Below are 20,534 nucleotides of genomic sequence, written 5' to 3'. Positions count from 1 at the left end.
GCCCTATGCGGCTTGCGCCCGCACGCCGGCCTGCAAAGCAAGCGCGACTTGCTCGCCCAGCGCCACGGCCGAGGCTGTGTCCGCCACATAGCCACTGGCGTGGGCGCATACCACCGGCTGGACGCCATCGGCATCGCCCCAAGCGGCCCGGATACGCAATTGCTCACCTTCAAACTGGCCATATGCCGCCAACGGCATCGAGCAACTCCCGCCCATCATGCGGCTCACCGCCCGCTCGGCGGACACCGCCAGCCAAGTGGGGGTGTGCACCAGGTGCTGCAAGGCGCCTGCCACATCCGCACGGTCGCTCCGGATCTCGATGCCCAAGGCACCTTGCCCGGCAGCGGGCAGCATCTGCTCAGGCTCAAAGACCGCGCGAATACGAGCCTCCAAACCTAAGCGCTTCAAGCCGGCAGCCGCCAGAACGATTCCGTCGTACAGACCTTCATCGAGTTTGCGCAATCGGGTGTCGAGGTTGCCACGCAGAGGCTCAATCTTCAAATCAGGGCGCATGGCACGCAACAGAGCCACGCGTCGCAAACTCGAGGTCCCGACCACGGCGCCGGTTGGCAGATCCGACATACTGGCGTAGGTGCTCGACACCCACGCATCGCGGGGGTCTTCACGCTCCATCACGCAGGCCAGCACAAAGCCTTCAGGCAGCTCCATCGGCACATCTTTGAGGGAGTGCACCGCCAAGTCGGCACGGCCTTCTTCGAGGGCGACTTCCAGCTCTTTGACGAACAGGCCTTTGCCACCGACTTTGCTCAGCGAGCGATCGAGGATCTGGTCGCCCTTGGTGGTCATCCCCAAAAGGGCCACCGTTGACCCGTTTTTTTCTAACAAAGACTGAACATGTTCAGCCTGCCAAAGTGCCAATCGGCTCTCTCGGGTGGCGATCGTAAATGTGGGCAAAATCGTAACTCGGCTGTAATCCAAAATATGGCATCGATGCTAGCATGGGCGCGTTCCTTGCTTCGCCTGAAGCCTCCCCCACCCCACTCCCAGACCTATGAATAAAGCACCTGCCGCAGAAACGGCCAAGCGCACAAAAGACAACGAGCGTCCCTTGGTAGAAGACATCCGCCTCCTTGGGCGCATTTTGGGGGATGTCATCCGAGAGCAAGAAGGTGTAGACGCCTACGAGCTGATTGAGAAAATCCGCACGCTGTCCGTCGCCTTCCGCCGCGACGCCGACCAGGAAGCCGACAAGGCCCTTAAAAAACTGTTGAAAAGCCTGTCCGGCGACCAAACAGTGAGCGTGATTCGCGCCTTCACGTATTTCTCGCACTTGGCCAACCTGGCTGAAGACCGCCACCACATCCGCCGCCGCGCCGTGCACGAGCGGGCGGGTGACACGCAAGAAGGCAGCATCGAAGTCGCCATGTCCCGCCTGCGCTGGGCCGGCATTGCGCCTAAAACGATCTCCAACACCCTGGCACAGAGCTTTGTGTCGCCGGTACTCACTGCGCACCCCACCGAAGTGCAGCGCAAAAGCATTTTGGATGCCGAGCGCGACATTGCCCAGCTGCTGACCCAGCGCGACGAGATCAAACAGCGCGCTGGCACCGTCGACAGCAAGAAAGACGCACTCACCCCCAAAGAGCTAGCCGCCAACGAAGCCCAGATGCGCGCCCGTGTGATGCAGCTCTGGCAAACCCGCTTGCTGCGCTTTTCCAAACTCACCGTCGCCGATGAAATCGAAAACGCCCTGAGCTACTACGAATCCACCTTTTTGCGCGAGATCCCCAAGTTGTATGCGGAGCTCGAAGGCATGCTGGGCAACCAGCCGGTGCACAGCTTTTTGCGCATGGGCCAGTGGATTGGTGGCGACCGCGACGGCAACCCCAACGTCAGCGCCCAGACCCTGGAATACGCCTTGCGCCGCCAGGCGGAAGTGGCACTGCGCCACTACCTGACCGAGGTGCACTATCTGGGCGGTGAGCTCTCCATCTCCGCCATGCTGGCCGACTGCACCCCCGAAATGCAAGCGCTGGCTGAGCGCTCGCCAGATCAAAACGCCCACCGCAAAGACGAGCCCTACCGCCGCGCCCTGACCGGCATGTATGCGCGCCTGGCCGCCACCTTGTCTGACCTGACCGGCACCGAAGCAGCCCGCCACGCAGTAGCACCGCAAAACCCCTACCTGCTAGCCGAAGACTTTGTGGCCGACTTGCGGGTGATTGAGACCTCCCTCAAGGCAAACCACGGTGGCGCACTGACGGCACAGCGGCTGCACCCCCTGATCCGCGCGGTGGAGGTGTTTGGCTTCCACCTGGCCACGGTTGATTTGCGCCAGAGCTCTGACAAGCACCAAGAAGTGGTTGCCGAGCTGCTGGCTACTGCCCGTGTGCACGCCGACTACAGCAGCCTGTCGGAAGATGCCAAGCGTGCCCTGTTGATGGGCCTGCTCAACGACGCACGGCCATTACGGGTACACGGTGCGGAATACTCGGCACATGCCCAAGGCGAGCTCGCGATTTTTGCCATGGCCAAGGTCATGCGCGAGCGCTTTGGCGCGGAGGCGATCCGCCACTACATCATCAGCCACACCGAGACCGTGAGCGACTTGCTCGAAGTGTTGCTGCTGCAAAAAGAAGTCGGCCTGATGCGCGGCACCTTGGATGCAACAGGTGTTGCTGACCTGATCGTCGTGCCGCTGTTTGAAACCATCGAAGATCTGCGCAACGCGGCGCCCATCATGCGCGAGTTCTATGCGCTGGCGGGTGTGGCTGAGCTGGTCAAACGCGGCGGTGGCGAGCAAGACATCATGCTGGGCTACTCCGACTCCAACAAAGACGGCGGCATCTTCACCAGCAACTGGGAGCTCTACCGCGCCGAGATCGCCTTGGTGGAACTGTTTGACGTGCTGGCGGCGCAGCACAAAATCCAGCTGCGCATGTTCCATGGCCGTGGCGGTACCGTGGGTCGCGGCGGCGGCCCAAGCTACCAAGCCATCTTGGCTCAGCCCCCCGGCACCGTGCGGGGTCAGATCCGCCTGACCGAGCAAGGCGAAGTCATCGGCTCCAAATACGCCAACCCCGAAATCGGCCGCCGCAACCTCGAAACGCTGGTCGCCGCCACCCTGGAAGCCACTTTGCTGCAACCCACCAAGTCGGCCACCAAGGCCTTCCTGGAAGCAGCAGCAGAGCTCTCCGGCAACAGCATGGCGGCTTACCGCGCCCTGGTGTACGAAACCCCCGGCTTTACCGAATACTTCTTCAGCTCTACGCCCTTGCGCGAAATTGCGGAACTCAACATCGGCTCGCGCCCGGCTTCTCGCAAGGCCTCACAGCGGATTGAAGACTTGCGCGCGATCCCTTGGGGCTTCAGCTGGGGCCAATGCCGCTTGACGCTACCGGGTTGGTTCGGTTTTGGCTCGGCAGTACAAAAGTTCGTGGGCTCCGGCACAGCCGCCGAGCAAAAAGAACGCGTCGCACTGCTACAAAAAATGTACAAGCAGTGGCCGTTTTTTGGCACTCTGCTGTCCAACATGGACATGGTCATGGCAAAGAGCGATCTGGCCCTGGCCTCGCGCTACTCCGAGCTGGTGGGCGATGCCCGACTGCGCAAAAAAATCTTCAGCGCCATCGAGGCCGAATGGCACAGCACCGCGCAAGCGCTGGCTACCATCACCGGCGAAAAGAACCGCCTGGCCAACAACGCGGCCTTGCAGCGTTCGATCCGTCACCGCTTTCCGTACATCGATCCCTTGCACCACTTGCAAGTCGAACTGGTGCGCCGTTATCGTGAAGGCAAGGCCGACGAGCGAGTGCAGCGCGGGATTCATATCTCGATCAACGGCATCGCCGCCGGACTGCGCAACACAGGCTAAGCGAGATTTGCGACAAAACAAAAAGGGCCCTCTGAACTGCACCCCAAAGGTTGGACATCAATCCAACCGATGGGGTGTTTTTCATGACGAAACACAGTGAGAGCTTCAAGCTCGAAGTTGTTCAAAAGTATCTGGACGGACCGCTGGGCCACAAGGCTTTGGCCAAGCAGTACGGGATAGGTCGTAACAGCATCGCGAACTGGGTGCACCGCTATAAGGCCCATGGTCTGAATGGACTGCACAGAAAGCCGGGGGGCTACTACAGCGCAGAGTTCAAGTTGAACGTACTGCGCCAAGCCAAGCTTCGGGAGTTGTCGAACACGCAAGCGGCCACGCTCTTTGACGTGCGTGGCGGTGGAGGCATCGTGGGTTTGTGGCGGCGCCAGTACGATGAGGGTGGCCTGCAAGCGCTCCACCCCAAACCCCGAGGCCGCCCTCCCATGAAGTCCCCCAAGCCCAAATCCGCGCCAGCCGCCCCCGCGCAGAAGGACGACAAGCGCTCGCTGCAAGAGTTGCACGAGGAGAACGAGCAACTACGTACGGAGGTGGCCTACCTAAAAAAGTTGGAGGCCTTGGTTCGAGCCAATCGGCAAGCTGCGCTGAAAAAGTGCAAGCCGTCCTCGAACTGAGGCCACAGTTCCTGCTGCGTCGACTACTGCAGTCCGCAGGCCTGTCGCGAAGCACGTTCTACTACCAAGCCAAGGTGCTGCAGGCTGGCGACCGATACGCCGGATTAAAGGGCAGCATTCAAGCTGTGTACGAACGCCACAAGGGGCGCTATGGCTATCGGCGCATCACGGCCGAGCTCGGACGCAGCGGCCAAATAGTGAATCACAAGACGGTGCAGCGTCTGATGCAGAGCCTGGGCCTGAAGTCGCTGGTGCGACCCAAGAAATATCGCTCCTATCGGGGCGAGATGGCCTCGACGCCCAACCTACTCAATCGTCGGTTTGAGGCCGAGCGTCCGAACGAGAAATGGGTGACCGATGTGACCGAGTTCAATGTGCGCGGCGAGAAGCTGTACCTGTCGCCCGTGATGGACCTGTTCAACGGAGAAATCGTGGCGTATGAAATGAACGAGCGTCCGCTCTTCCAGCTGGTGGGAAACATGCTCAAGAAGGCGCTGTCGCGACTCACTGCGCAGGAGGCTCCGATGATGCACTCAGATCAAGGCTGGCAGTACCAGATGGAGGCCTACCGACAGCGGCTACTCGAGCGAGGCCTGACGCAAAGCATGTCCCGCAGGGGTAACTGCCTGGACAACGCAGCGATGGAGAGCTTCTTCGGCACGCTGAAATCGGAGTTCTTCCGTCTCAACAAATTCGACAACGTCCAGCAGTTACGACAGGGACTAGGCCGCTACATCCACTACTACAACCACCAGCGTATTAAGCTCAAACTAAAAGGCCTGAGCCCGGTGGAGTACCGAACCCAGGCCTTGGGCGCCTAGCTTCCAACCGTCCAACTTCTTGGGGTCAGTTCACTCGGGCCCTTTTTTATGGGTGGCATATTGTCTAGCGCCAGCGGGCCTCAATGCGTGCGTATTCCCCGTTTTTGCGGATCGTCTCCAGACCGGCATCGAACTTTTGTGCCAACGCAGCAGCGCCCTCAAAACGTTTGGAAAATGACACATAGAGTGACACCTCTTGCAAAGTGCCGCGCAGCCGAAACTGCTGCGCCAAAGCCAGGTTGTTCACCGCGATTTCGTTGGCAACCCGGTCGTAGACCAAGGCGTAATCCACCCGCCCGGCAGCCAGCTTGCGCAACGAGGTGAGATCGGAGTTGGCCACATCGCGCACCATCGCAGGATCATCATCAAAGGCGCTGCCGTAGTCATAGCCGTTGGTGACACCGATGCGCTTTCCATTGAGGCTTTGCAGGCTCACCTGATCCGACGGACCGTCTGTCCGGCCGTAAATCCCGATCCGGGCGCGAAACAAGGGTTGGCGGTGCCAGAGGTATTTGTCTTCGGTGCGCGCGTCACGCAAGGTGTTGAAACACGCAGGGAGTTTGCCCGCCTCGACCTCGCGCATACAGCGGGCATACGGCAGGGCCACCAACTCCACCTCGACGCCGGCAGCCGCCCAAGCGGCCTGCACCAGCTCTACCGAAAAGCCCATCGGCTTACCCGCCAGGGTGTAGGCATAAGGGCGCCAATCGTCTTCGGCGCCGATCTGCACCTTGATCATGCTTGTTTTGGCGTGGGCCGCTGGCAGCAACACACTTCCTATCGAACCCAAAACCAACGCACGACGAAAACTCATGGCGATAAGACCCCTCGGACCGTGGACAACTGCCTGCGCGATACGGACAGCACTTCTTCGACCCCCTGCAAGCGCACTGCCCACCCTTCGCCCTCTTCGGGATCAAGGTGTTTTTCAAGGGACCGAATCATTTTGCGTGCGACCAAAGCATTGCGGTGGATGCGAATGAATTGTTGAGCAAACTTCTCCTCAAGGTCGTTGAGCGCCCCGTCCAGGATGTAGCTTCGGTTCACGGTGCGCACTGTGATGTACTTCAGCTCAGCCTTGAAATACAGCACCCTCGACAGCGGCACCCGCTCGGTGCGGTTGCGCTCCTGAATCACCAGCACCTCTTCTGTAGCCAAACTGGCCTGCAGCCCTCTATTGGCCTGCACATATCGCTCTGCTCTTTGTAGCGCCAGCTGCAGGCGCTCCAAACGGACGGGCTTGGTCAGGTAATCCACTGCCTCAAGATCAAAAGCAGCCACTGCGTGTTCGGCATGGGCAGTCACAAACACGATCGCAGGGGGGCTTTGCAAACTGCGCAAGGTGCTGGCCAGCGTCAAACCACTGTCACCGGGCATGCGAATATCCAACAACACTACATCCACCGGGTGCTCACGGAGCAGAGGGGCTGCGACTTCTGCGTTGGGTGCCTCTGCAACTACATGCACTGCAGGTGCCTTGCAGTCGCCCAGCAAGGTGCGCATGCGCGCACGCGCCAAAGGCTCGTCATCCACCAGCATGATCCTCAGAGGGTTGTCAGGCTGCATTGCAGTCATAAAGGCACCTCCATACGTACTTGGTACACCCCGTCTATCAGGCCACTTTTAAACTGCCCCTGCACATCATGCAACAACGCCAAGCGCTCCTGCACATTGTTCAGTGCCAAGCCGTGGCCGGGCCCGCCCTGCCCGGCAGGCACTGAATTGGTGACTTTGATCACCACTACCGATCCTTTGCAGCGGGTCGAAATTTTGATGTCCGCCCCCGTGGGGCTCGGCTCCACGCCATGGCAGACCGCATTTTCTACCAGCGGTTGCAAAATCAAGGGCGGTAGATGGGCGCAATCTGCCAGAGGATCCAGTTCCCATTGCACCCGCAGCCGCTCACCAAAGCGAACCTGCTCAATGGCCAGGTAGCGCTGTGCCAGCGTCAACTCTTCGCCTAAAGTGACCGAACTGCTCGGGTCTTTGAGCGCATGGCGGAACAGGTCACTCAAGTCTTCCAACAAGGCTTCGGCCTTGGCGGGCTCGGCGCGCACCAGCGCAATCGCGCTATTGAGGGTGTTGAACAAAAAATGCGGTCGGATGCGCGACTGCAGCTCCGCCAAACGGGCCGCAGTATCTGCCGGGGTGCGGCCTTTAGCGCGCATCACCAGTGCCGCCACCAGCAAGCTGGACAACACGGCCCCAGAGAACAGGCTGGACACCCAGGGCGAACTTTCCAGCAGGCCCGTCAAAGCGAGTAGCCCGCAGCCATACAAACCGGCAACACCACCCAAGGTAATGGCCAGCGCGTACTGCGCTACCCGGGGCATGGCGCCCAACCAGCGCTTGGCAATACAGGCCGATAGCAACCATGCCAAAGTGCCCGGCAGTGCGGCGCCGGTGACCAGCGCTACGCGGGACACCCATTCCCACAAGGTGGTAGCGCCGAACATGCAAACCACCCCTAACGACACCTCCACAAACAACACCGCCCGCAGCACCACACCAATGTGGCAGGCGTCAAACACCAGCACCGGTGCGGGCTGAGCAACCGGCACCGCAGGGGTGAGTTCCTGGAACGTCGATAATATTTGGTTGTCGTTCATGTCCACCGGATTTTGACTCCATTCCTGAAAAGCGCTTCCCATGTCCCAAAACCAATTCGATAAAAAATCCCAAGCGTGGTCCGCGCTGTTTTCCGAGCCCATGAGCGATCTGGTCAAACGCTACACCTCCAGCGTGTTCTTTGACAAGCGCCTTTGGCAGGCCGACATTACCGGCAGTCTGGCGCATGCCGAGATGCTGGCCGCGCAGGGCATCATCTCTGCCGATGACCACGCAGCCATCCAAAAAGGCATGGCCCAGATTTGGAGCGAAATCGAATCCGGCGCTTTTGAATGGAAGCTGGACCTCGAAGACGTGCACCTGAACATCGAAGCCCGCCTGACCCAGCTGGTGGGCGACGCCGGCAAACGCCTGCACACCGGCCGCAGCCGCAACGACCAAGTCGCAACCGATGTGCGCCTGTGGTTGCGCGGCGAAATTGACCTGATTGGCGAGCTGCTGGTGGACCTGCAAAAGTCACTGATCGATGTGGCCGAGAAGAACGCCGAAGTCATCCTGCCCGGCTTCACCCACTTGCAAGTGGCCCAGCCCGTGAGCTTTGGCCACCACATGCTGGCCTACGTGGAAATGTTCAGCCGCGACGCCGAGCGCTTTGCCGAGGTGCGCCGCCGCACCAACCGCCTGCCGCTGGGCAGCGCCGCATTGGCGGGCACCAGCTACCCGCTGGACCGCGAGCGTGTAGCCAAGACCCTGGGCATGGACGGCGTGTGCCAGAACAGCCTGGACGCTGTGAGCGACCGCGATTTCGCCATCGAGTTCACCAGCGCCGCCAGCCTGACCATGGTGCACATCAGCCGCATGAGCGAAGAGCTGATCATCTGGATGAGCCAGAACTTCGGTTTTATCAAAATTGCCGATCGATTTACCACCGGCAGTTCCATCATGCCGCAGAAGAAAAACCCCGACGTACCCGAGCTGGCACGCGGTAAAACCGGCCGCGTGGTCGGCCACCTGATGGGCCTGATCACCCTGATGAAGGGCCAGCCCCTGGCCTACAACAAGGACAACCAGGAGGACAAGGAACCCCTGTTCGACACCGTGGACACGCTGAAGGACACGCTGCGCATCTTCTCCGAGATGATTGGCGGCCAGCTGAATGCGGCCACTGGCCAGAAGGAAGGCGGCATCAGCGTGAACGCCGAGGCCATGGAGCGTGCGGCGCTGAAGGGCTACGCCACCGCCACCGACCTGGCCGACTACCTGGTGAAGAAGGGCCTCCCCTTCCGCGATGCGCACGAAACGGTGGCGCATGCCGTGAAGGCTGCTCAAAGCCATGCTTGCGATTTGTCCGAACTGCCTCTGGAAGTGCTGCAAGGCTTCCACGCCAGCATCGAGAAAGATGTGTACGACTGCCTGAGCCTGCGCGGCTCACTTAATGCCCGCAATATCTTGGGTGGCACCGCACCGGCACAAGTGAAGGCGCAGTTGGCGCGGCACCGGGCGCGTTTGGGCTAAGGGCTCGCCCAACACTTTCAAACAAAACGGGGCCTAGCCCCCGTTTTTACTGCGCAAGCAGCTATCAAATTCGTAGCATCTTGATGCTCACTCAGCCGGCCAGCACCCGCTCCAAGTCGCTGGCGAGGTGATCTACGGCCTCTTCAGTCGTCGCCCACGAGCACATGAAGCGCGCGCCACCGCCGATGAAGGTGTAGAAGGTCCAGCCCAGGGCCTTGAGGCGGACAATGGCAGGCCCGGGCAGGTTAACGAAGACGCCGTTCACTTCCGTGGGCAACAGCAGCTCGGCACCAGCGATGCCGGCTATGCGCTCGGACAAGCGGTGCGCCATGGCGTTGGCATGCGCTGCGTGACGCAGCCAGGTGTTATTGGTCAGCATGGCCAACCAAGGGGCCGAGAGGTAGCGCATCTTGGAGGCCAACTGCCCGGCCTGCTTGCAGCGATAAGAAAACTCTTCGCCCAGCTTGCGGTCAAAAAACACTATCGCCTCGCCAATCGGCAAACCCATCTTGGTGCCGCCAAAGCACAGCACATCCACCCCGGCGCGCCAGGTGATGTCGGCAGGAGCCACTTTGAGGGCGGCCACCGCGTTGGCAAAGCGGGCGCCGTCCATGTGCACCTTCAGGCCGTGCTCTTGGGCAATGCGGCTGATGCCGCTGATCTCGCCCTTCTGGTAGACCGAGCCCATCTCGGTGGACTGGGTGAGCGTGACCACCTTGGGCCGCGGGTAGTGCACATCGGTGCGGCGGGTGATGACTTCCAGCACACCAGCCGAGGTGAGCTTGCCATGGCGGTGCGGGGCGGAGAGCAGCTTGGAGCCATTGGAGAAAAACTCAGGCGCGCCGCATTCATCGGTCTCCACGTGCGCCGTGTCGCTGCAAATCACGGCTTGGTAAGACTGGCAGAGGGACGCCAGCGCAATCGAGTTGGCCGCTGTGCCGTTGAACACAAAGAACACCTCGGCGTCCGCCTCAAACACTTCGCGGATGCGGTCGCAGGCAAGGCGCGTGGCGTCGTCATTGCCGTAGGACGCTGCAAAGCCGGTGTTGGCCGCCATGAACGCCTGCATGGCCTCGGGACAGATGCCGGAAGTGTTGTCGCTGGCGAATTGCAGGTAGTGGCCGGAGCCAACGGTGGATGCGGAGTTTGGCAAAGTTGTCATGGCGGTGTAATATCGTTTGAGCGAATATTTCCGGTATATCGAACAAAAATCCATTTTACCGACCAAAACCACCATGGCGCAAGTCCCTTACTCCATCCCGTTCACTACTCCTTTGGTCGACGGCCCCCCGGCCGTAGGCTCCAAGCTGCAAGACGCCCGCAAGGCGCAGAAACTCTCACTGGACGAGCTGTCCAAACGTGCAGGGGTGTCCAAGTCCATGCTCTCCGAGGTGGAACGCAACCAGGCCAACCCTACGGTGGGCGTGCTCTGGCGCTTGGCCACGGCGCTGGGGATCAGCCTCACCGACCTGCTGGGCACCGCCAGCGCCGACAAGGCCACTCCCACAGTGGAACTGGTGCCCGCTCACACCATTCCCGTCATCACCAGCCCCGACGGCAAGTGCACGCTGCGCATACTGGGGCCCATCGCCTTGGCGGGGCGGGTGGAGTGGTACGAGCTGGCCGTGGAGCCCGGCGGTGTACTGGCCTCCGAGCCACACGAGGCGGGCGCCAAAGAACACCTCTCCGTGCTCAGCGGCAGCCTCACCGTGCAGGCCGCCGACAGCAGCAAAGTGCTCAAAGCGGGCGACAGCGCGCGCTATGCGGTGGACGTGCAGCATGCCATCAGCAACACCGGCAAGGGCATGGCCAAGGCGGTGCTGGTGGTGGAGCACCTAGGCTAAATTTTTAGTAAAAGTAGGCGCTAGCCCAAGTTGAATATGCGCTAGCAGCTACTAAAACGATAGCAACTAATGGGTGGGATGGGGTACCGAAAAGCCAGCGCGCGCCTGCAGCGCCCGCTCGCGGGCATTGCAGCCCTCCGGGTGGTCATTCACCAGTCCCATGGCCTGCATAAAGGCATACATGGTGGTGGGCCCCACAAAGCTCCAGCCGCGCTTGCGCAGGTCTTTGGACAGTGCAATCGACTCCGGCGAGGTCGTCATGCCGCTGAGCGTTTGGTGGGTAATGGTGGCCGGGCGACTGCCACTGGCCGGCTCATAGCCCCAGAAGTAGGCCGCTAGGCTGCCGAACTCGGCGCGCAGCTCCTGGGCTCGTTTAGCGTTGTTGATGGTGGAAGCAATTTTGCCGCGGTGTCGCACGATGCCAGCGTCCAGCAACAGGCGCTTCTCATCCGCTTCATCGAACAGGGCCACCTTGTCCATATCAAACCCGGCAAAGGCTGCGCGGAAGGACTCGCGCTTGTTCAGGATAGTGAGCCAGCTCAGGCCGGCCTGAAAGCCCTCGAGGCAAATCTTCTCGAACAGGCGCGTGTTGCTATCCACCGGAAAACCCCACTCCTGGTCGTGGTAGCGCTGGTATTCGGCCGTGCTGCGGCACCAGACGCAACGTGCGGTGTGGCCATCGTCGGTAAAAAGCCCGTTGGGCGCGGCAGTGTCGTTGAGCATGGAGCCTCCGCTAAGTGCGCTGAGATACTGTTTTTTTGACCAGTATAGCGGCTTAATTCACCACTTGCGGCGCCACCTTGGGCAGGGTCATTTCGAAGACACATCCTTCACCCAGCGTCGAGCTCACTTTGATGCGGCCACCCAAAATGCGGGTCACGATGCGGTGGCTGACCGATAAGCCCAGGCCTGACCCGCCCTGCCCCAAGCGTGTGGTGAAAAACGGATCAAACACACGGGCTAAATTCTCTGGCGGTATGCCGCACCCGTTGTGTTGCACCGTCAACACAAAAAACTTGTCATCTGACGCGCTTGCGGCACTCACCTGCACTGCACCATCCGCCCGATCTGCCAGGCCGTGGACCATGGCGTTGCTGACCAGATTCATGACAACTTGCCCCAAGGGACCGGGAAAGCTCTCCACGAGCAGGCCTTCCGGTATCTCCACAGAAAGCTGATGCCGCTGAAATTTGATACTGGGTCTGAGCATGTCTACCACCTCGTGCACCGTCTCGCGGACATCGAAGGTGCGCCGGCGCTCGGACTCCTGGTCCACCGCGACCTGCTTGAAGCTGCCAATGGAATTCACCGCGCGCTCCAAAGAGCGGCGCGAGAGTGTGGTGCCTTCCACCAAACTGTGCATGAATTCCTGGAACGCTTATTTTTTCAAACTGCCGGCCATCACCTCGCGGCTGGCGCGCTCACTCTTTTCTTGCAGCGCACTGATGGTGATCAGCGCGTTACCGATAGGTGTGTTGAGCTCATGCGCAACGCCGGCCACCAAACTGCCCAAAGAGGCCAGCTTTTCGCTGCTGATGAGTTCATCCTGCGCGCGTTGCAAATTCGCCATGGTCTGTGTGAGATGTTGGTTCGCCTCGTCCAAAGCACGGGTGCGCTCTGACACACGTTGCTCGAGGTTGGCATTGAGGTCCATGAGCGCTTGCTCGAGCCGCTTGCGTTCGGTAACGTCTACAGAAATGGTGAGCACACAAGACTGCCCGCCGTAAGAAAAACGCTCTGACGAAAGCAGCAAGGTCCGCAGCGCACCACCGGGCAAGTCGTGGCGAACCTCGAACCCCTCCACCCGCCCCTTGTCGGCAAACTGTTGTTTGAACACGCGCCGCAAAGACTCGTCACGCCACATCCCGAGCTCCACGGCGGTACGACCAATCACATCCTTGCGGGCTCGCTCGAAAGAGCGTTCCCACGCGGGGTTGATCTCCAAGCAGGTGCCTCGCTCAAACTCGCTTACCAACATGGGCAGCGGGCTAGCCTGCAAAATTTGGTTGACCCGCTGCTCGCTTTCGCGCAACGCAGCCTCTTGGCGGGACAAGTCCCCCAACTTTTCCGCGAGCGATCCATTGAGCGTCTGCACATTCTGAACATGCTGTTGGTATGCGCCCAACACCAACCGGAATGCTAAAAAACCGCCCGTCAATATGACCACTTGCGCCAACAAAATGCCCCACGGGTTGGTCGCAGGCTCCGGGTGAATCCAACCGGCCTCTTGCAGCACCGGCAGCGCAATGAGCCACAGCACCGTGGCTATTGCTAACTGAAACGCGTGGCGCATGCCGAGCAGCCAGCCGGCTACCAGGATCACGATCAAATCAACATTGAGTATCGGGTTGAGTGCCCCGCCACGAATCGCGGACTGCAGGGCCACCACGCTCCAGAGCATCCACGCATACATGGCGATGGCTGTCTTGAACCGGCCCCGGGACTGCAAAGCGAGGCACACCATACCAGCGATAGAGATCAGCGCTGGCGCAATCAGTGTGTTGATGTGGCTGCCGAGCAAGGGGCTCACCAGCAGGTACAAGACGCTGGCAGCCGTCGTCGTGCGCAAGAGCCGGCTGAACAAAATGCTCAGCTCGCTGCTGGCCAGCGTCACATTCGGCTTGAGAAGTGAGGTGGGTAAACGCATGATGTGCATGTCTGGATTCGCCAAACTTCAGCTTAAACCCGGCAACTCCACATAAACAAGCCCCATCTTTTCAGGCATAAAAAGAGCCGCTAGCGCACTACACATATGCGCGAGCAGCTCTTGTTTTGATAGCAACTTACTTACATTGCCTTGTAGTAGATGTAATCAGCGGTGTAGCGCACCAACTGGTTGGCACCTTCGTTGGCCTTGGTGCATGTGGCGCTTGGAGCGGCACCGCCCACGGTAGCCACGCGCTGGATGAAGGTCACGCCTTGCATCATGCCCATGCCGGTCGCTGGGTTGGCTTTGGTCAGTTGCAACGACAGGTTACCTGCACCATTCGGCGCCACTGCAACCTGAGTCGCTGTCACTTTGGAGCCATCGTTGGCTTCCCAGGTGGCTGGAGGGCCGTAGTACTTGCCCACGATTTTGCCGCTGCGATCTTTGAGACCGGCATCAGGGCCCACAAACACCCACTCAAACTGACCAGCCATATCTTTTTTGGCGCGGCACTGGTAATTCACATCGCCAGCGGCGGCGTGCTCCAGGGCCACTTTGTTACCTGCGGGCACTTGCACCGCAGCGGGCAGATCTGCCTGGTTGAAAGGTGCGCGCATCGGCTGGGTGGCGCAGGCGGTCAGCGCAGCCAAGGCAATCAGGGAGAGAGCGGTACGTGTTTGCATAAGTACTCCTGTAACAGAGGAAAGGTAAATAAAAATCAGGGGCGCGCGGGTTTGGACAATGTGGCGAGGTAGGCGACCACATCCTCCCTGTCCTGCGCAAGATCTAAGCGATAGTTCATCTCTTGACCGGGAACGACCTTTTCGGGGTCCGTTAACCATGCTTTGAGGCCCGCAACCGTCCAGGTATGCGTGGCTGCCGCAAGGGCTTTTGAATAGTCGTGGCCTTCGGCCTTGCCGGCTTTGCGGCCCACCACGCCACCCAATGCGGGACCAATGCGGTTGGAATCCACACTATGACAACCGAAGCAACGACTTTCGACCAGCTGTTGCCCACGGCTTACCGACGGAACCATTTCTTGGGCCTGCGCCAGCGCAGGCCCAGCAAAGGCCCACGCCAAGGCCCACCACATCGAGAGGGTGCGCGCTTTCATTTAGGCACCGAAAGACAAAGCACCGGCAGGCAGCGGACGGCCCATGGCGTTGTTCAGCAAGATGTAGTGCATGGTCTCGTCAGCAGCCAAGCGGCCGGCGACTTTGGCCAGGTCTTTATTGCCGAATGCAGGGATCACGCCTAGGTAAGCGTTGATCGCGCCCAGCTCCAAGCGGGCTGCCAGGTCGAGCACGTCGCCTTGGTTGCGCAGGGTGTCTGCCTTCAGGGCTTTGGCGTATTCGTCGAGCTTCTTTTCCATCACCGGTGTGCCGCCCAGCTTTTGGATGGTGGCAATCAGTGCGTCACGGTGGGCTTTGTGGTCCGCTTGGAAACGCACAGCCACGTCCAACACCGGCTTTTGCAGCAAGCCGCTGCCAGCGCCGAGTTGGTAGGCGTTGATGGCTTCATGCTCCAGGCCCAGCGCCACGTTCAGGATGCTCACGTCTTTGGAGGTGTCACCTGCCATACCCTGAGCCAATGATTCTTTCCCAGCCAACATAGCTACCGCTACTGCTGACAGTGTGCCGGTGCGGCCCAAGAAACCACGGCGGGATGCAATAGAAGTCGCGTTCACAGTTTGAATAATGGAGGTCATGTCGGATTCCTTTCGGTTGATGGTTGTGCAATCCAGTGAGACCAGAATTTCTAGCTCTCGAGTCGAATACGCACCGCCCTGATGGATCGGATTCAACTTTTTTAAAAAAACTTTCGTGAATCCGGATTCAGGGTTAGTGCGTACTGTTTACAGGTGCTCATCCACAGGGGTGCCGCAAACCGCAACGAGTTCTAGCTGACAATGGAGGAATGAATGCTGACAACCACGACACCATGCTCATCGGTCTGCTGGAACGCATCGCCCAGCAGGACGCCCAAGCCCTCAAGGCCCTGTATGACGAATGCGCCGGCAAGCTCTACGGCTTGGCGTTGCGCGTGGTCACTCAGCGCGAATTCGCCGAAGACGTGCTGCAGGAGGCTTTCTTGAATATCTGGAAATCTGCCCCCGGGTATTCAGCCACCCTGAGCCCGCCCATGGCGTGGATGGGGCTGATCGTTCGCAGCCGTGCGCTGGACTTCTTGCGCCGGCGCGCTGCGGAGCGCTCTCACCTCACCCAAGAAATTGACGATGTGCTGGCCGACACCCTCGACGGTGAAGGCCCGACCCCCATGGACACCGCACTCGCCAGCGAGCAGGCGTGGACATTGAATCAGTGCCTGAGTCGCCTTGAAAACAAGCAACGGGAAGTGGTCAACCTCGCCTATATCCGCGACATGAGCCACTCCGAGCTTGCCACCCAGCTGCAGTTGCCGCTGGGGACCGTTAAAACATGGATTCGCCGTGGGCTGGACCAGCTCCGCGCATGCATGGCCCGTTTTGCCTGAAGGCACCCCATGAAAATTCATCAACACCCTGAACTGCTGGAGCGACTGGCCTCCAGCTACGCGCTGGGCACATTGCGCGGCGGTGCACGCCGCCGCTTTGAGGTCATGGCCCGCGAGCAAGCGCCGGTGCGTGCTGCTGCCCTGATTTGGCAAAGCCGCTTTGCCAGTATCAACGAGCTGCAACCCAGTGTTCAACCGGATGCAGCCGTATGGACCCGGATTGACAACCTAGTCCAAGCGGATCGGGAGCAAGCGCAGCTCTATGCACGACGCAATGCCGCAAGCCAGGCCGAAGCCAACACCAAGCCTGCGCCATTTACCGGCTGGCTTCGCAGTCTCACCGTTTGGCGTGGCATCAGCGCGGCCAGCGCGTTTGCTACGGTGGCGGCTATTGCCGTGGGCGTCAACCTGCGCCAGGACATGGGCAGCGAAATTGCCAAACTGCAAACCCAACTGCAAGCGACTCCGCAGATCGAATACGTGGCGGTCCTGGCGGACAACCAAGCTGCCGCATCGATGCTGGTGACCTTTGACCCGAAAAGCAAAAAACTGACCCTGCAACGGGTCGGCGGCTTTCAGGAGGCGGGTGACAAGTCTCTGCAACTCTGGGCCTTGCCGCCCGGCAGCGGTCCAAAATCGCTCGGTGTGCTAGGCGGAGAAAAATTACTTCGCTTGACTGCCGGTGAGAACGATGTGCGCGACGTGCCCACCCTAGCTATCAGCCTCGAGCCTAAAGGGGGCGTACCGGGCGAAGGCGGGCCGACCGGGCCGGTGCTCTTTAAAGGTGCATTGATTCAAAAAATGCTGTAAGGTGGGCAGCGAGAGGCAACTGTAAGCAGGGTTTTTTAATGAACCGGACCTTAGACGTATCGGCGGAACGCTCCGCGATTGCGGAGACCATCATTTCAAGTGCATCGGATTTGATCCAATCCGGAGCAGAGTTGTCTGTCGTTGCTGCTTTTTGTGACACCTTATGCAGGGCCAGCGAACATATTTTGCTGGCTTGGACATGGTTCGGTCACCCCGACTCGCTATTGGTGTTCCCACAGGTTTACGCAGGGAAGGCATCCGATTTCGCTAAAGACCTAAAGATCGTGCGCGACCCTCTCACAGAACAAGGCCCTGCCTTTTCCGTATTGCTGGGCCAGCAAATCCGGTCTTTCGAGATCAGTCCTGACTCGCCCTATCCACCATGGCGGCACGCCGCTACGGTCCACGGAATTGCGAACTCCTTGGCCGTGCCTTTGGCCTCTCCGGACGGCAAAGAGGTTGGAATCTTTGTAATCTACACCGGCACGCCCGATTACTTCGATCTAATGGGAGTGGGCCTGTTTAAAGCGCTGGGTAAGCTGTTTTCCTCGGTCATGAGCTCGTATGCGGAAGTCGAAACACTGAAAACGACAGTTCTCACCGACTCCTTAACGGGAGCGATGAACCGTCACGCAATGCCAAGCATTGAGCGCCGCATGGAGCGTCAATCCGAATCGGACCCCACGTCCTTCGTCATGCTGATCGACATTGATCACTTCAAAAACGTCAACGACACCTATGGGCATGCTGTGGGCGACACCGTCCTTCAAAAAACAGCCCAATTAATGCGAAGCACTCTGCGCAAAGATGACGACTTGATCCGCTGGGGTGGTGAAGAGTTTGTCGTCTGCCTTGCTCAGACCAGCAGGGAGAAGGCCATGATCTTGGCCGAAAAGCTGCGTGCGGCCGTAGAAGCTAACAAGGAGCCTTTGCCGGTAACGATTTCGGTGGGGGTCGCACCTGTCTTAGCGCATCGGCCGTTGACAGAGTCCATGATCGAAGCGGACCGCGCTGTTTATCTCGCCAAGCACTCCGGGCGAAATTGCGTCCGCAATGACCTCGATACGAATGCAGCGGCCGCTTCTCCAGTGGTTTGAGTCTCTCTGAAACTGCCACTGGAGACTTGCGCCTGTTTGACCGGATACGCTAACTTCTACGCTTGGTCGCCACATCCAGCTGAAACGTGGCTTTTGCGGGGTTTGCTTGCACGAGCACCTGCAAAGGTGTCTTCTCGACCAACTGGACATGATGCCACACTTTGACGCTCGCGGCCCCCTCTGGCACATCTTCCAACACAGCAATGCCTTGGCTATTGGTTTTAACAGTCCAAGGCGATTCCGCGACATAGACGACACCGCTCATGCGGCTGTGGATAAAACAGCCCAACAAGGCCGCTCCCACTGCGCCAGGCTTGTCCATGGTGAATACCGCTGCGCTGGCGGGCTTGCCGTCTTGCTTACCTTCCAGCATGACGGATTGACCATCCGAGGCCCCTATCACTGCCCCGGGTTGGCCGAGACGCACATGGTGGTTCCAGGGATCACTGTTGGTAAAACGAACTTTGGCACCCACTCCCACCACAGTCACCGCGGGTATGAATTGCTGTTTCTCCTGGTTGACCACCGCGGTCATGGCCAAGGAGTTGCGGGGCGCGCCCTTAGCGGCTGGCAAAACAATCACTACGGCGTCTGGCGTGGGCTTGCCATCACGGTCGAGAACCAGCACTTCCAAGGTGCCGGCCCCTGCCAGACCCACGCAAAACAAAGAAACGGCACCCGCCGCAGCCCGGAGCTGCGGCTTGAATTTGGCAAGGTGCATGTTATTTGGCAGTCACGATGTCGCGGTGCATAGGCGCCAGCAAGGCGAGCAACTGGTTTTGGGTGCTGAAAGGAATATTGCGCGCATCCATGGAGACTTGCAGCACTTCCACCAGCGCATGGAAGTTGGCGCGGGTGATGCCCATGTCAGCGTGCGCGGTCTTCATGTCAGCACCGTCGTATTTGCACGGGCCGCCCGTCACCATGCACACCTGGTCCACCAATTGAGAGGCCAGGAAGGAAGACTTGGTGTCTTTGAACTGTTCGCCGATACGCTTGTCGGCCTTGAGGCCGGCCACAAACACATCCATCAGGGCTTGCAGGCCGGGCTTACCGCCCAGGGCCTGGTACAGCGCGTCATTTTTAGCCACTGCAGCAGGCGCTGCAGTTTGGGCATAGGTGTTGAAGGTGGCCAGACTGCTCAGGGCGACCAGGGCGGCGATTGCGAGTGTTTTCATAACGATTCCTTGCGTGTGTTTCGGTGCGGTTTAAAACGCGAACTGGGCAGACAGGTAGTAACCACTTTGGTTGCGGCTGGAGGTCACACCCGGCAGGATGCGGCCAAGGTCCAGATAGGCCAAGGTGACAGAGGTGTTCTTATTGGGAGCCCAAGCGATGAACACGTCTTTCCAGGCATCTTCCTGCAAGCCCTCTCCCAGGCTGTTGGCCATGCCGAGTGCGCGCAAGTTATTGGGCTTGCCACGGTACTCGGCGCCGATGGCAACGTTTTTGCTCAGCAAATACGCGACCGACACCTCGGGCACCCAGCTGGCGTTGTTGGTGCCGGGGTCTTTGGAGCCAAAGCCGACCAGACCGTTTTGGTTGGCATTGGTGTAACGCAAAGTGCCGTTCACCAGCAGGCTATTGGCCAAAAAGAGCTTGGTGGCGCTTACATAAAAGTCAGTGCCGCTGGTTTTGGCACCCAAAAAGTCGAGCACCGGCTTGATGGAGCCGGCATCTACCGACTTTTGCTGCACCCCGACCGCGACTTGGGGCATCCAGGTGTCGCTGTTGAGCACCGCATCGCCAGCGACCTTGACCTTTACACCCAGCACATCCATCTTGATGCGCTGGCCGTTTTGCACCGAAAAGCCCAAGCCATTCAGCGCCGTGACGGGCGAGGCATTGAAATCTTGCTGCGCGTACGACAACTCCACCCGGTCGTCAAAAGCAACCGTCACCCCCATCGTAGTGAGCTGGTAGTCGGTCACAGCCGCCCGGCTGATGTGGGCAGAGATGCCCATTTCCCCTTCAGTGGCGTTGGTGCCGATGGTGGCCCATGGCGTCAGTCCGCCGCCGGCTGCACCGTCGATAGAGCTCACGCCCCCGGTGAGCAAGAGCTTACCGGTGTCAGCAAAGGCGCTGCCGCACAGGGCGGCAGCGCTGAGAGCGATAGCAGTAGGTAAATGTTTCATGGGCGCGTCCAGTTTGAAGGTTCAGACAAAAAATGAATTCTTAAGCCCAGTACGCAGCCACGTACGTCTTGGATTCAACTAGTTACAACTCATTTTGAATCTAACCCAACGCAGCCGTCAAACCGCGCCGGTTGGTTATT

Annotated in this window: 21 protein-coding genes; 7 read left to right on the top strand and 14 right to left on the bottom strand. The window is 59.6% G+C overall.

The genetic code is table 11. The features are described 5' to 3' along the window. Nucleotides 1-3 precede the first annotated feature (3 nt). Nucleotides 4-915, bottom strand: a complete 912-nt coding sequence (hemC, locus tag U5L73_RS07505; protein WP_322561758.1) for a hydroxymethylbilane synthase — start codon at nucleotides 913-915, stop codon at nucleotides 4-6. Between the two features lie 97 nt (nucleotides 916-1,012). On the opposite strand from hemC, the gene ppc reads away from it, so the two are divergent. Both ppc and U5L73_RS07495 read left to right on the top strand, forming a co-directional pair. Further along, the gene (gene ppc, locus U5L73_RS07500; protein WP_322561757.1) at nucleotides 1,013-3,835 is read left to right on the top strand and encodes a phosphoenolpyruvate carboxylase; all 2,823 of its coding nucleotides are present in this window, start codon (nucleotides 1,013-1,015) and stop codon (nucleotides 3,833-3,835) included. 83 nt (nucleotides 3,836-3,918) lie between these two features. Further along, nucleotides 3,919-5,285, top strand: a protein-coding gene (locus tag U5L73_RS07495; protein WP_322560488.1) for an IS3 family transposase whose coding sequence is annotated in 2 segments (ribosomal slippage) — nucleotides 3,919-4,408 and nucleotides 4,408-5,285 — 1,368 coding nt in all. Because the reading frame shifts where the segments join, the coding sequence is not laid out codon by codon here. A gap of 64 nt (nucleotides 5,286-5,349) precedes the next feature. Here U5L73_RS07495 and U5L73_RS07490 read toward each other — a convergent pair. Genes U5L73_RS07490 through U5L73_RS07480 form a run of 3 tightly spaced genes read right to left on the bottom strand, consistent with a single transcriptional unit; the run spans nucleotide 5,350 to nucleotide 7,894 of the window. After that, nucleotides 5,350-6,099 (bottom strand): substrate-binding periplasmic protein, encoded by a 750-nt coding sequence (locus U5L73_RS07490; RefSeq protein ID WP_322561756.1) that lies wholly within the window; start codon nucleotides 6,097-6,099, stop codon nucleotides 5,350-5,352. Then, nucleotides 6,096-6,860, bottom strand: a complete 765-nt coding sequence (locus U5L73_RS07485) for a LytTR family DNA-binding domain-containing protein (protein ID WP_322561755.1) — start codon at nucleotides 6,858-6,860, stop codon at nucleotides 6,096-6,098. The genes U5L73_RS07490 and U5L73_RS07485 overlap by 4 nt, the downstream gene beginning before the upstream one ends. Then, a complete protein-coding gene (locus U5L73_RS07480; RefSeq protein WP_322561754.1) occupies nucleotides 6,857-7,894 on the bottom strand; it encodes a sensor histidine kinase in 1,038 nt (345 codons plus the stop codon). The genes U5L73_RS07485 and U5L73_RS07480 overlap by 4 nt, the downstream gene beginning before the upstream one ends. Before the next feature lie 40 nt (nucleotides 7,895-7,934). Here U5L73_RS07480 and argH point away from each other — a divergent pair, with 40 nt between their 5' ends. Further along, the gene (gene argH, locus U5L73_RS07475; protein WP_322561753.1) at nucleotides 7,935-9,368 is read left to right on the top strand and encodes an argininosuccinate lyase; all 1,434 of its coding nucleotides are present in this window, start codon (nucleotides 7,935-7,937) and stop codon (nucleotides 9,366-9,368) included. 91 nt (nucleotides 9,369-9,459) lie between these two features. Here the strand turns inward: argH and U5L73_RS07470 are convergent, their stop codons facing one another. Continuing rightward, a complete protein-coding gene (locus U5L73_RS07470; RefSeq protein ID WP_322561752.1) occupies nucleotides 9,460-10,530 on the bottom strand; it encodes a low specificity L-threonine aldolase in 1,071 nt (356 codons plus the stop codon). 73 nt (nucleotides 10,531-10,603) lie between these two features. On the opposite strand from U5L73_RS07470, the gene U5L73_RS07465 reads away from it, so the two are divergent. Continuing rightward, nucleotides 10,604-11,212: an XRE family transcriptional regulator gene (locus U5L73_RS07465; RefSeq protein ID WP_322561751.1), complete on the top strand. Its 609-nt coding sequence runs from the start codon at nucleotides 10,604-10,606 to the stop codon at nucleotides 11,210-11,212. A gap of 66 nt (nucleotides 11,213-11,278) precedes the next feature. Here U5L73_RS07465 and U5L73_RS07460 read toward each other — a convergent pair whose 3' ends face one another. From U5L73_RS07460 to U5L73_RS07435, 6 genes are all read right to left on the bottom strand, one after another. After that, on the bottom strand, nucleotides 11,279-11,935 hold the full coding sequence (locus tag U5L73_RS07460) for a DNA-3-methyladenine glycosylase I (RefSeq protein WP_322561750.1): 657 nt from the start codon (nucleotides 11,933-11,935) through the stop codon (nucleotides 11,279-11,281). Between the two features lie 52 nt (nucleotides 11,936-11,987). After that, nucleotides 11,988-12,575 carry a HAMP domain-containing sensor histidine kinase gene (locus U5L73_RS07455; protein WP_322561749.1) on the bottom strand — a complete coding sequence of 196 codons (588 nt, stop codon included), beginning with the start codon at nucleotides 12,573-12,575 and terminating at the stop codon, nucleotides 11,988-11,990. A 15-nt stretch (nucleotides 12,576-12,590) separates the two neighbouring features. Further along, the gene (locus tag U5L73_RS07450) at nucleotides 12,591-13,859 is read right to left on the bottom strand and encodes a PAS domain S-box protein (RefSeq protein ID WP_322561748.1); all 1,269 of its coding nucleotides are present in this window, start codon (nucleotides 13,857-13,859) and stop codon (nucleotides 12,591-12,593) included. Nucleotides 13,860-13,999: 140 nt separating this feature from the next. Then, on the bottom strand, nucleotides 14,000-14,542 hold the full coding sequence (locus U5L73_RS07445; RefSeq protein WP_322561747.1) for a DUF3455 domain-containing protein: 543 nt from the start codon (nucleotides 14,540-14,542) through the stop codon (nucleotides 14,000-14,002). Between the two features lie 35 nt (nucleotides 14,543-14,577). Beyond that, nucleotides 14,578-14,973: a c-type cytochrome gene (locus U5L73_RS07440; RefSeq protein ID WP_322561746.1), complete on the bottom strand. Its 396-nt coding sequence runs from the start codon at nucleotides 14,971-14,973 to the stop codon at nucleotides 14,578-14,580. Continuing rightward, a complete protein-coding gene (locus tag U5L73_RS07435) occupies nucleotides 14,974-15,567 on the bottom strand; it encodes a ferritin-like domain-containing protein (RefSeq protein ID WP_322561745.1) in 594 nt (197 codons plus the stop codon). It abuts the gene before it with no gap. Nucleotides 15,568-15,776: 209 nt separating this feature from the next. On the opposite strand from U5L73_RS07435, the gene U5L73_RS07430 reads away from it, so the two are divergent. Genes U5L73_RS07430 through U5L73_RS07420 form a run of 3 tightly spaced genes read left to right on the top strand, consistent with a single transcriptional unit; the run spans nucleotide 15,777 to nucleotide 18,259 of the window. Continuing rightward, nucleotides 15,777-16,352, top strand: a complete 576-nt coding sequence (locus tag U5L73_RS07430; protein WP_322561744.1) for an RNA polymerase sigma factor — start codon at nucleotides 15,777-15,779, stop codon at nucleotides 16,350-16,352. 9 nt (nucleotides 16,353-16,361) lie between these two features. Further along, entirely contained in the window at nucleotides 16,362-17,162 is an 801-nt protein-coding gene (locus U5L73_RS07425) for an anti-sigma factor domain-containing protein (protein WP_322561743.1), read from the top strand. 38 nt (nucleotides 17,163-17,200) lie between these two features. Continuing rightward, nucleotides 17,201-18,259, top strand: coding sequence for a GGDEF domain-containing protein (locus tag U5L73_RS07420; RefSeq protein WP_322561742.1), 1,059 nt, complete (start codon nucleotides 17,201-17,203; stop codon nucleotides 18,257-18,259). 49 nt (nucleotides 18,260-18,308) lie between these two features. On the opposite strand, the gene U5L73_RS07415 is transcribed toward U5L73_RS07420, so the two are convergent. The 3 genes from U5L73_RS07415 to U5L73_RS07405 are packed head-to-tail and all read right to left on the bottom strand — an operon-like array spanning nucleotide 18,309 to nucleotide 20,394. Continuing rightward, nucleotides 18,309-18,980: a plastocyanin gene (locus tag U5L73_RS07415; RefSeq protein ID WP_322561741.1), complete on the bottom strand. Its 672-nt coding sequence runs from the start codon at nucleotides 18,978-18,980 to the stop codon at nucleotides 18,309-18,311. 1 nt (nucleotide 18,981) lies between these two features. After that, complete coding sequence (locus tag U5L73_RS07410; RefSeq protein ID WP_322561740.1) at nucleotides 18,982-19,437, bottom strand: group 1 truncated hemoglobin; 456 nt, start codon at nucleotides 19,435-19,437, stop codon at nucleotides 18,982-18,984. Nucleotides 19,438-19,467: 30 nt separating this feature from the next. Continuing rightward, complete coding sequence (locus U5L73_RS07405) at nucleotides 19,468-20,394, bottom strand: DUF3034 family protein (RefSeq protein WP_322561739.1); 927 nt, start codon at nucleotides 20,392-20,394, stop codon at nucleotides 19,468-19,470. Nucleotides 20,395-20,534 lie beyond the last annotated feature (140 nt).

The sequence above is a fragment of the Rhodoferax sp. genome (assembly GCF_034520025.1).
GTDB lineage: Bacteria > Pseudomonadota > Gammaproteobacteria > Burkholderiales > Burkholderiaceae_C > Allorhodoferax.
This window is presented reverse-complemented; position numbering and strand designations above follow the sequence as displayed.

What these genes read in the sequence shown, in the direction of transcription:
- U5L73_RS07410 (WP_322561740.1), bottom strand. Translation starts at nt 19,437, where the DNA reads ATGAAAACACTCGCAATCGCCGCCCTGGTCGCCCTGAGCAGTCTGGCC.
- U5L73_RS07415 (WP_322561741.1), bottom strand. Translation starts at nt 18,980, where the DNA reads ATGCACCTTGCCAAATTCAAGCCGCAGCTCCGGGCTGCGGCGGGTGCC.
- U5L73_RS07460 (WP_322561750.1), bottom strand. Translation starts at nt 11,935, where the DNA reads ATGCTCAACGACACTGCCGCGCCCAACGGGCTTTTTACCGACGATGGC.
- U5L73_RS07430 (WP_322561744.1), top strand. Translation starts at nt 15,777, where the DNA reads ATGAATGCTGACAACCACGACACCATGCTCATCGGTCTGCTGGAACGC.
- U5L73_RS07425 (WP_322561743.1), top strand. Translation starts at nt 16,362, where the DNA reads ATGAAAATTCATCAACACCCTGAACTGCTGGAGCGACTGGCCTCCAGC.
- U5L73_RS07405 (WP_322561739.1), bottom strand. Translation starts at nt 20,394, where the DNA reads ATGAAACATTTACCTACTGCTATCGCTCTCAGCGCTGCCGCCCTGTGC.
- U5L73_RS07465 (WP_322561751.1), top strand. Translation starts at nt 10,604, where the DNA reads ATGGCGCAAGTCCCTTACTCCATCCCGTTCACTACTCCTTTGGTCGAC.
- U5L73_RS07420 (WP_322561742.1), top strand. Translation starts at nt 17,201, where the DNA reads ATGAACCGGACCTTAGACGTATCGGCGGAACGCTCCGCGATTGCGGAG.
- U5L73_RS07445 (WP_322561747.1), bottom strand. Translation starts at nt 14,542, where the DNA reads ATGCAAACACGTACCGCTCTCTCCCTGATTGCCTTGGCTGCGCTGACC.
- U5L73_RS07440 (WP_322561746.1), bottom strand. Translation starts at nt 14,973, where the DNA reads ATGAAAGCGCGCACCCTCTCGATGTGGTGGGCCTTGGCGTGGGCCTTT.
- U5L73_RS07485 (WP_322561755.1), bottom strand. Translation starts at nt 6,860, where the DNA reads ATGACTGCAATGCAGCCTGACAACCCTCTGAGGATCATGCTGGTGGAT.
- U5L73_RS07435 (WP_322561745.1), bottom strand. Translation starts at nt 15,567, where the DNA reads ATGACCTCCATTATTCAAACTGTGAACGCGACTTCTATTGCATCCCGC.
- U5L73_RS07480 (WP_322561754.1), bottom strand. Translation starts at nt 7,894, where the DNA reads ATGAACGACAACCAAATATTATCGACGTTCCAGGAACTCACCCCTGCG.
- U5L73_RS07450 (WP_322561748.1), bottom strand. Translation starts at nt 13,859, where the DNA reads ATGCGTTTACCCACCTCACTTCTCAAGCCGAATGTGACGCTGGCCAGC.
- U5L73_RS07455 (WP_322561749.1), bottom strand. Translation starts at nt 12,575, where the DNA reads ATGCACAGTTTGGTGGAAGGCACCACACTCTCGCGCCGCTCTTTGGAG.
- U5L73_RS07490 (WP_322561756.1), bottom strand. Translation starts at nt 6,099, where the DNA reads ATGAGTTTTCGTCGTGCGTTGGTTTTGGGTTCGATAGGAAGTGTGTTG.
- ppc (WP_322561757.1), top strand. Translation starts at nt 1,013, where the DNA reads ATGAATAAAGCACCTGCCGCAGAAACGGCCAAGCGCACAAAAGACAAC.
- argH (WP_322561753.1), top strand. Translation starts at nt 7,935, where the DNA reads ATGTCCCAAAACCAATTCGATAAAAAATCCCAAGCGTGGTCCGCGCTG.
- U5L73_RS07470 (WP_322561752.1), bottom strand. Translation starts at nt 10,530, where the DNA reads ATGACAACTTTGCCAAACTCCGCATCCACCGTTGGCTCCGGCCACTAC.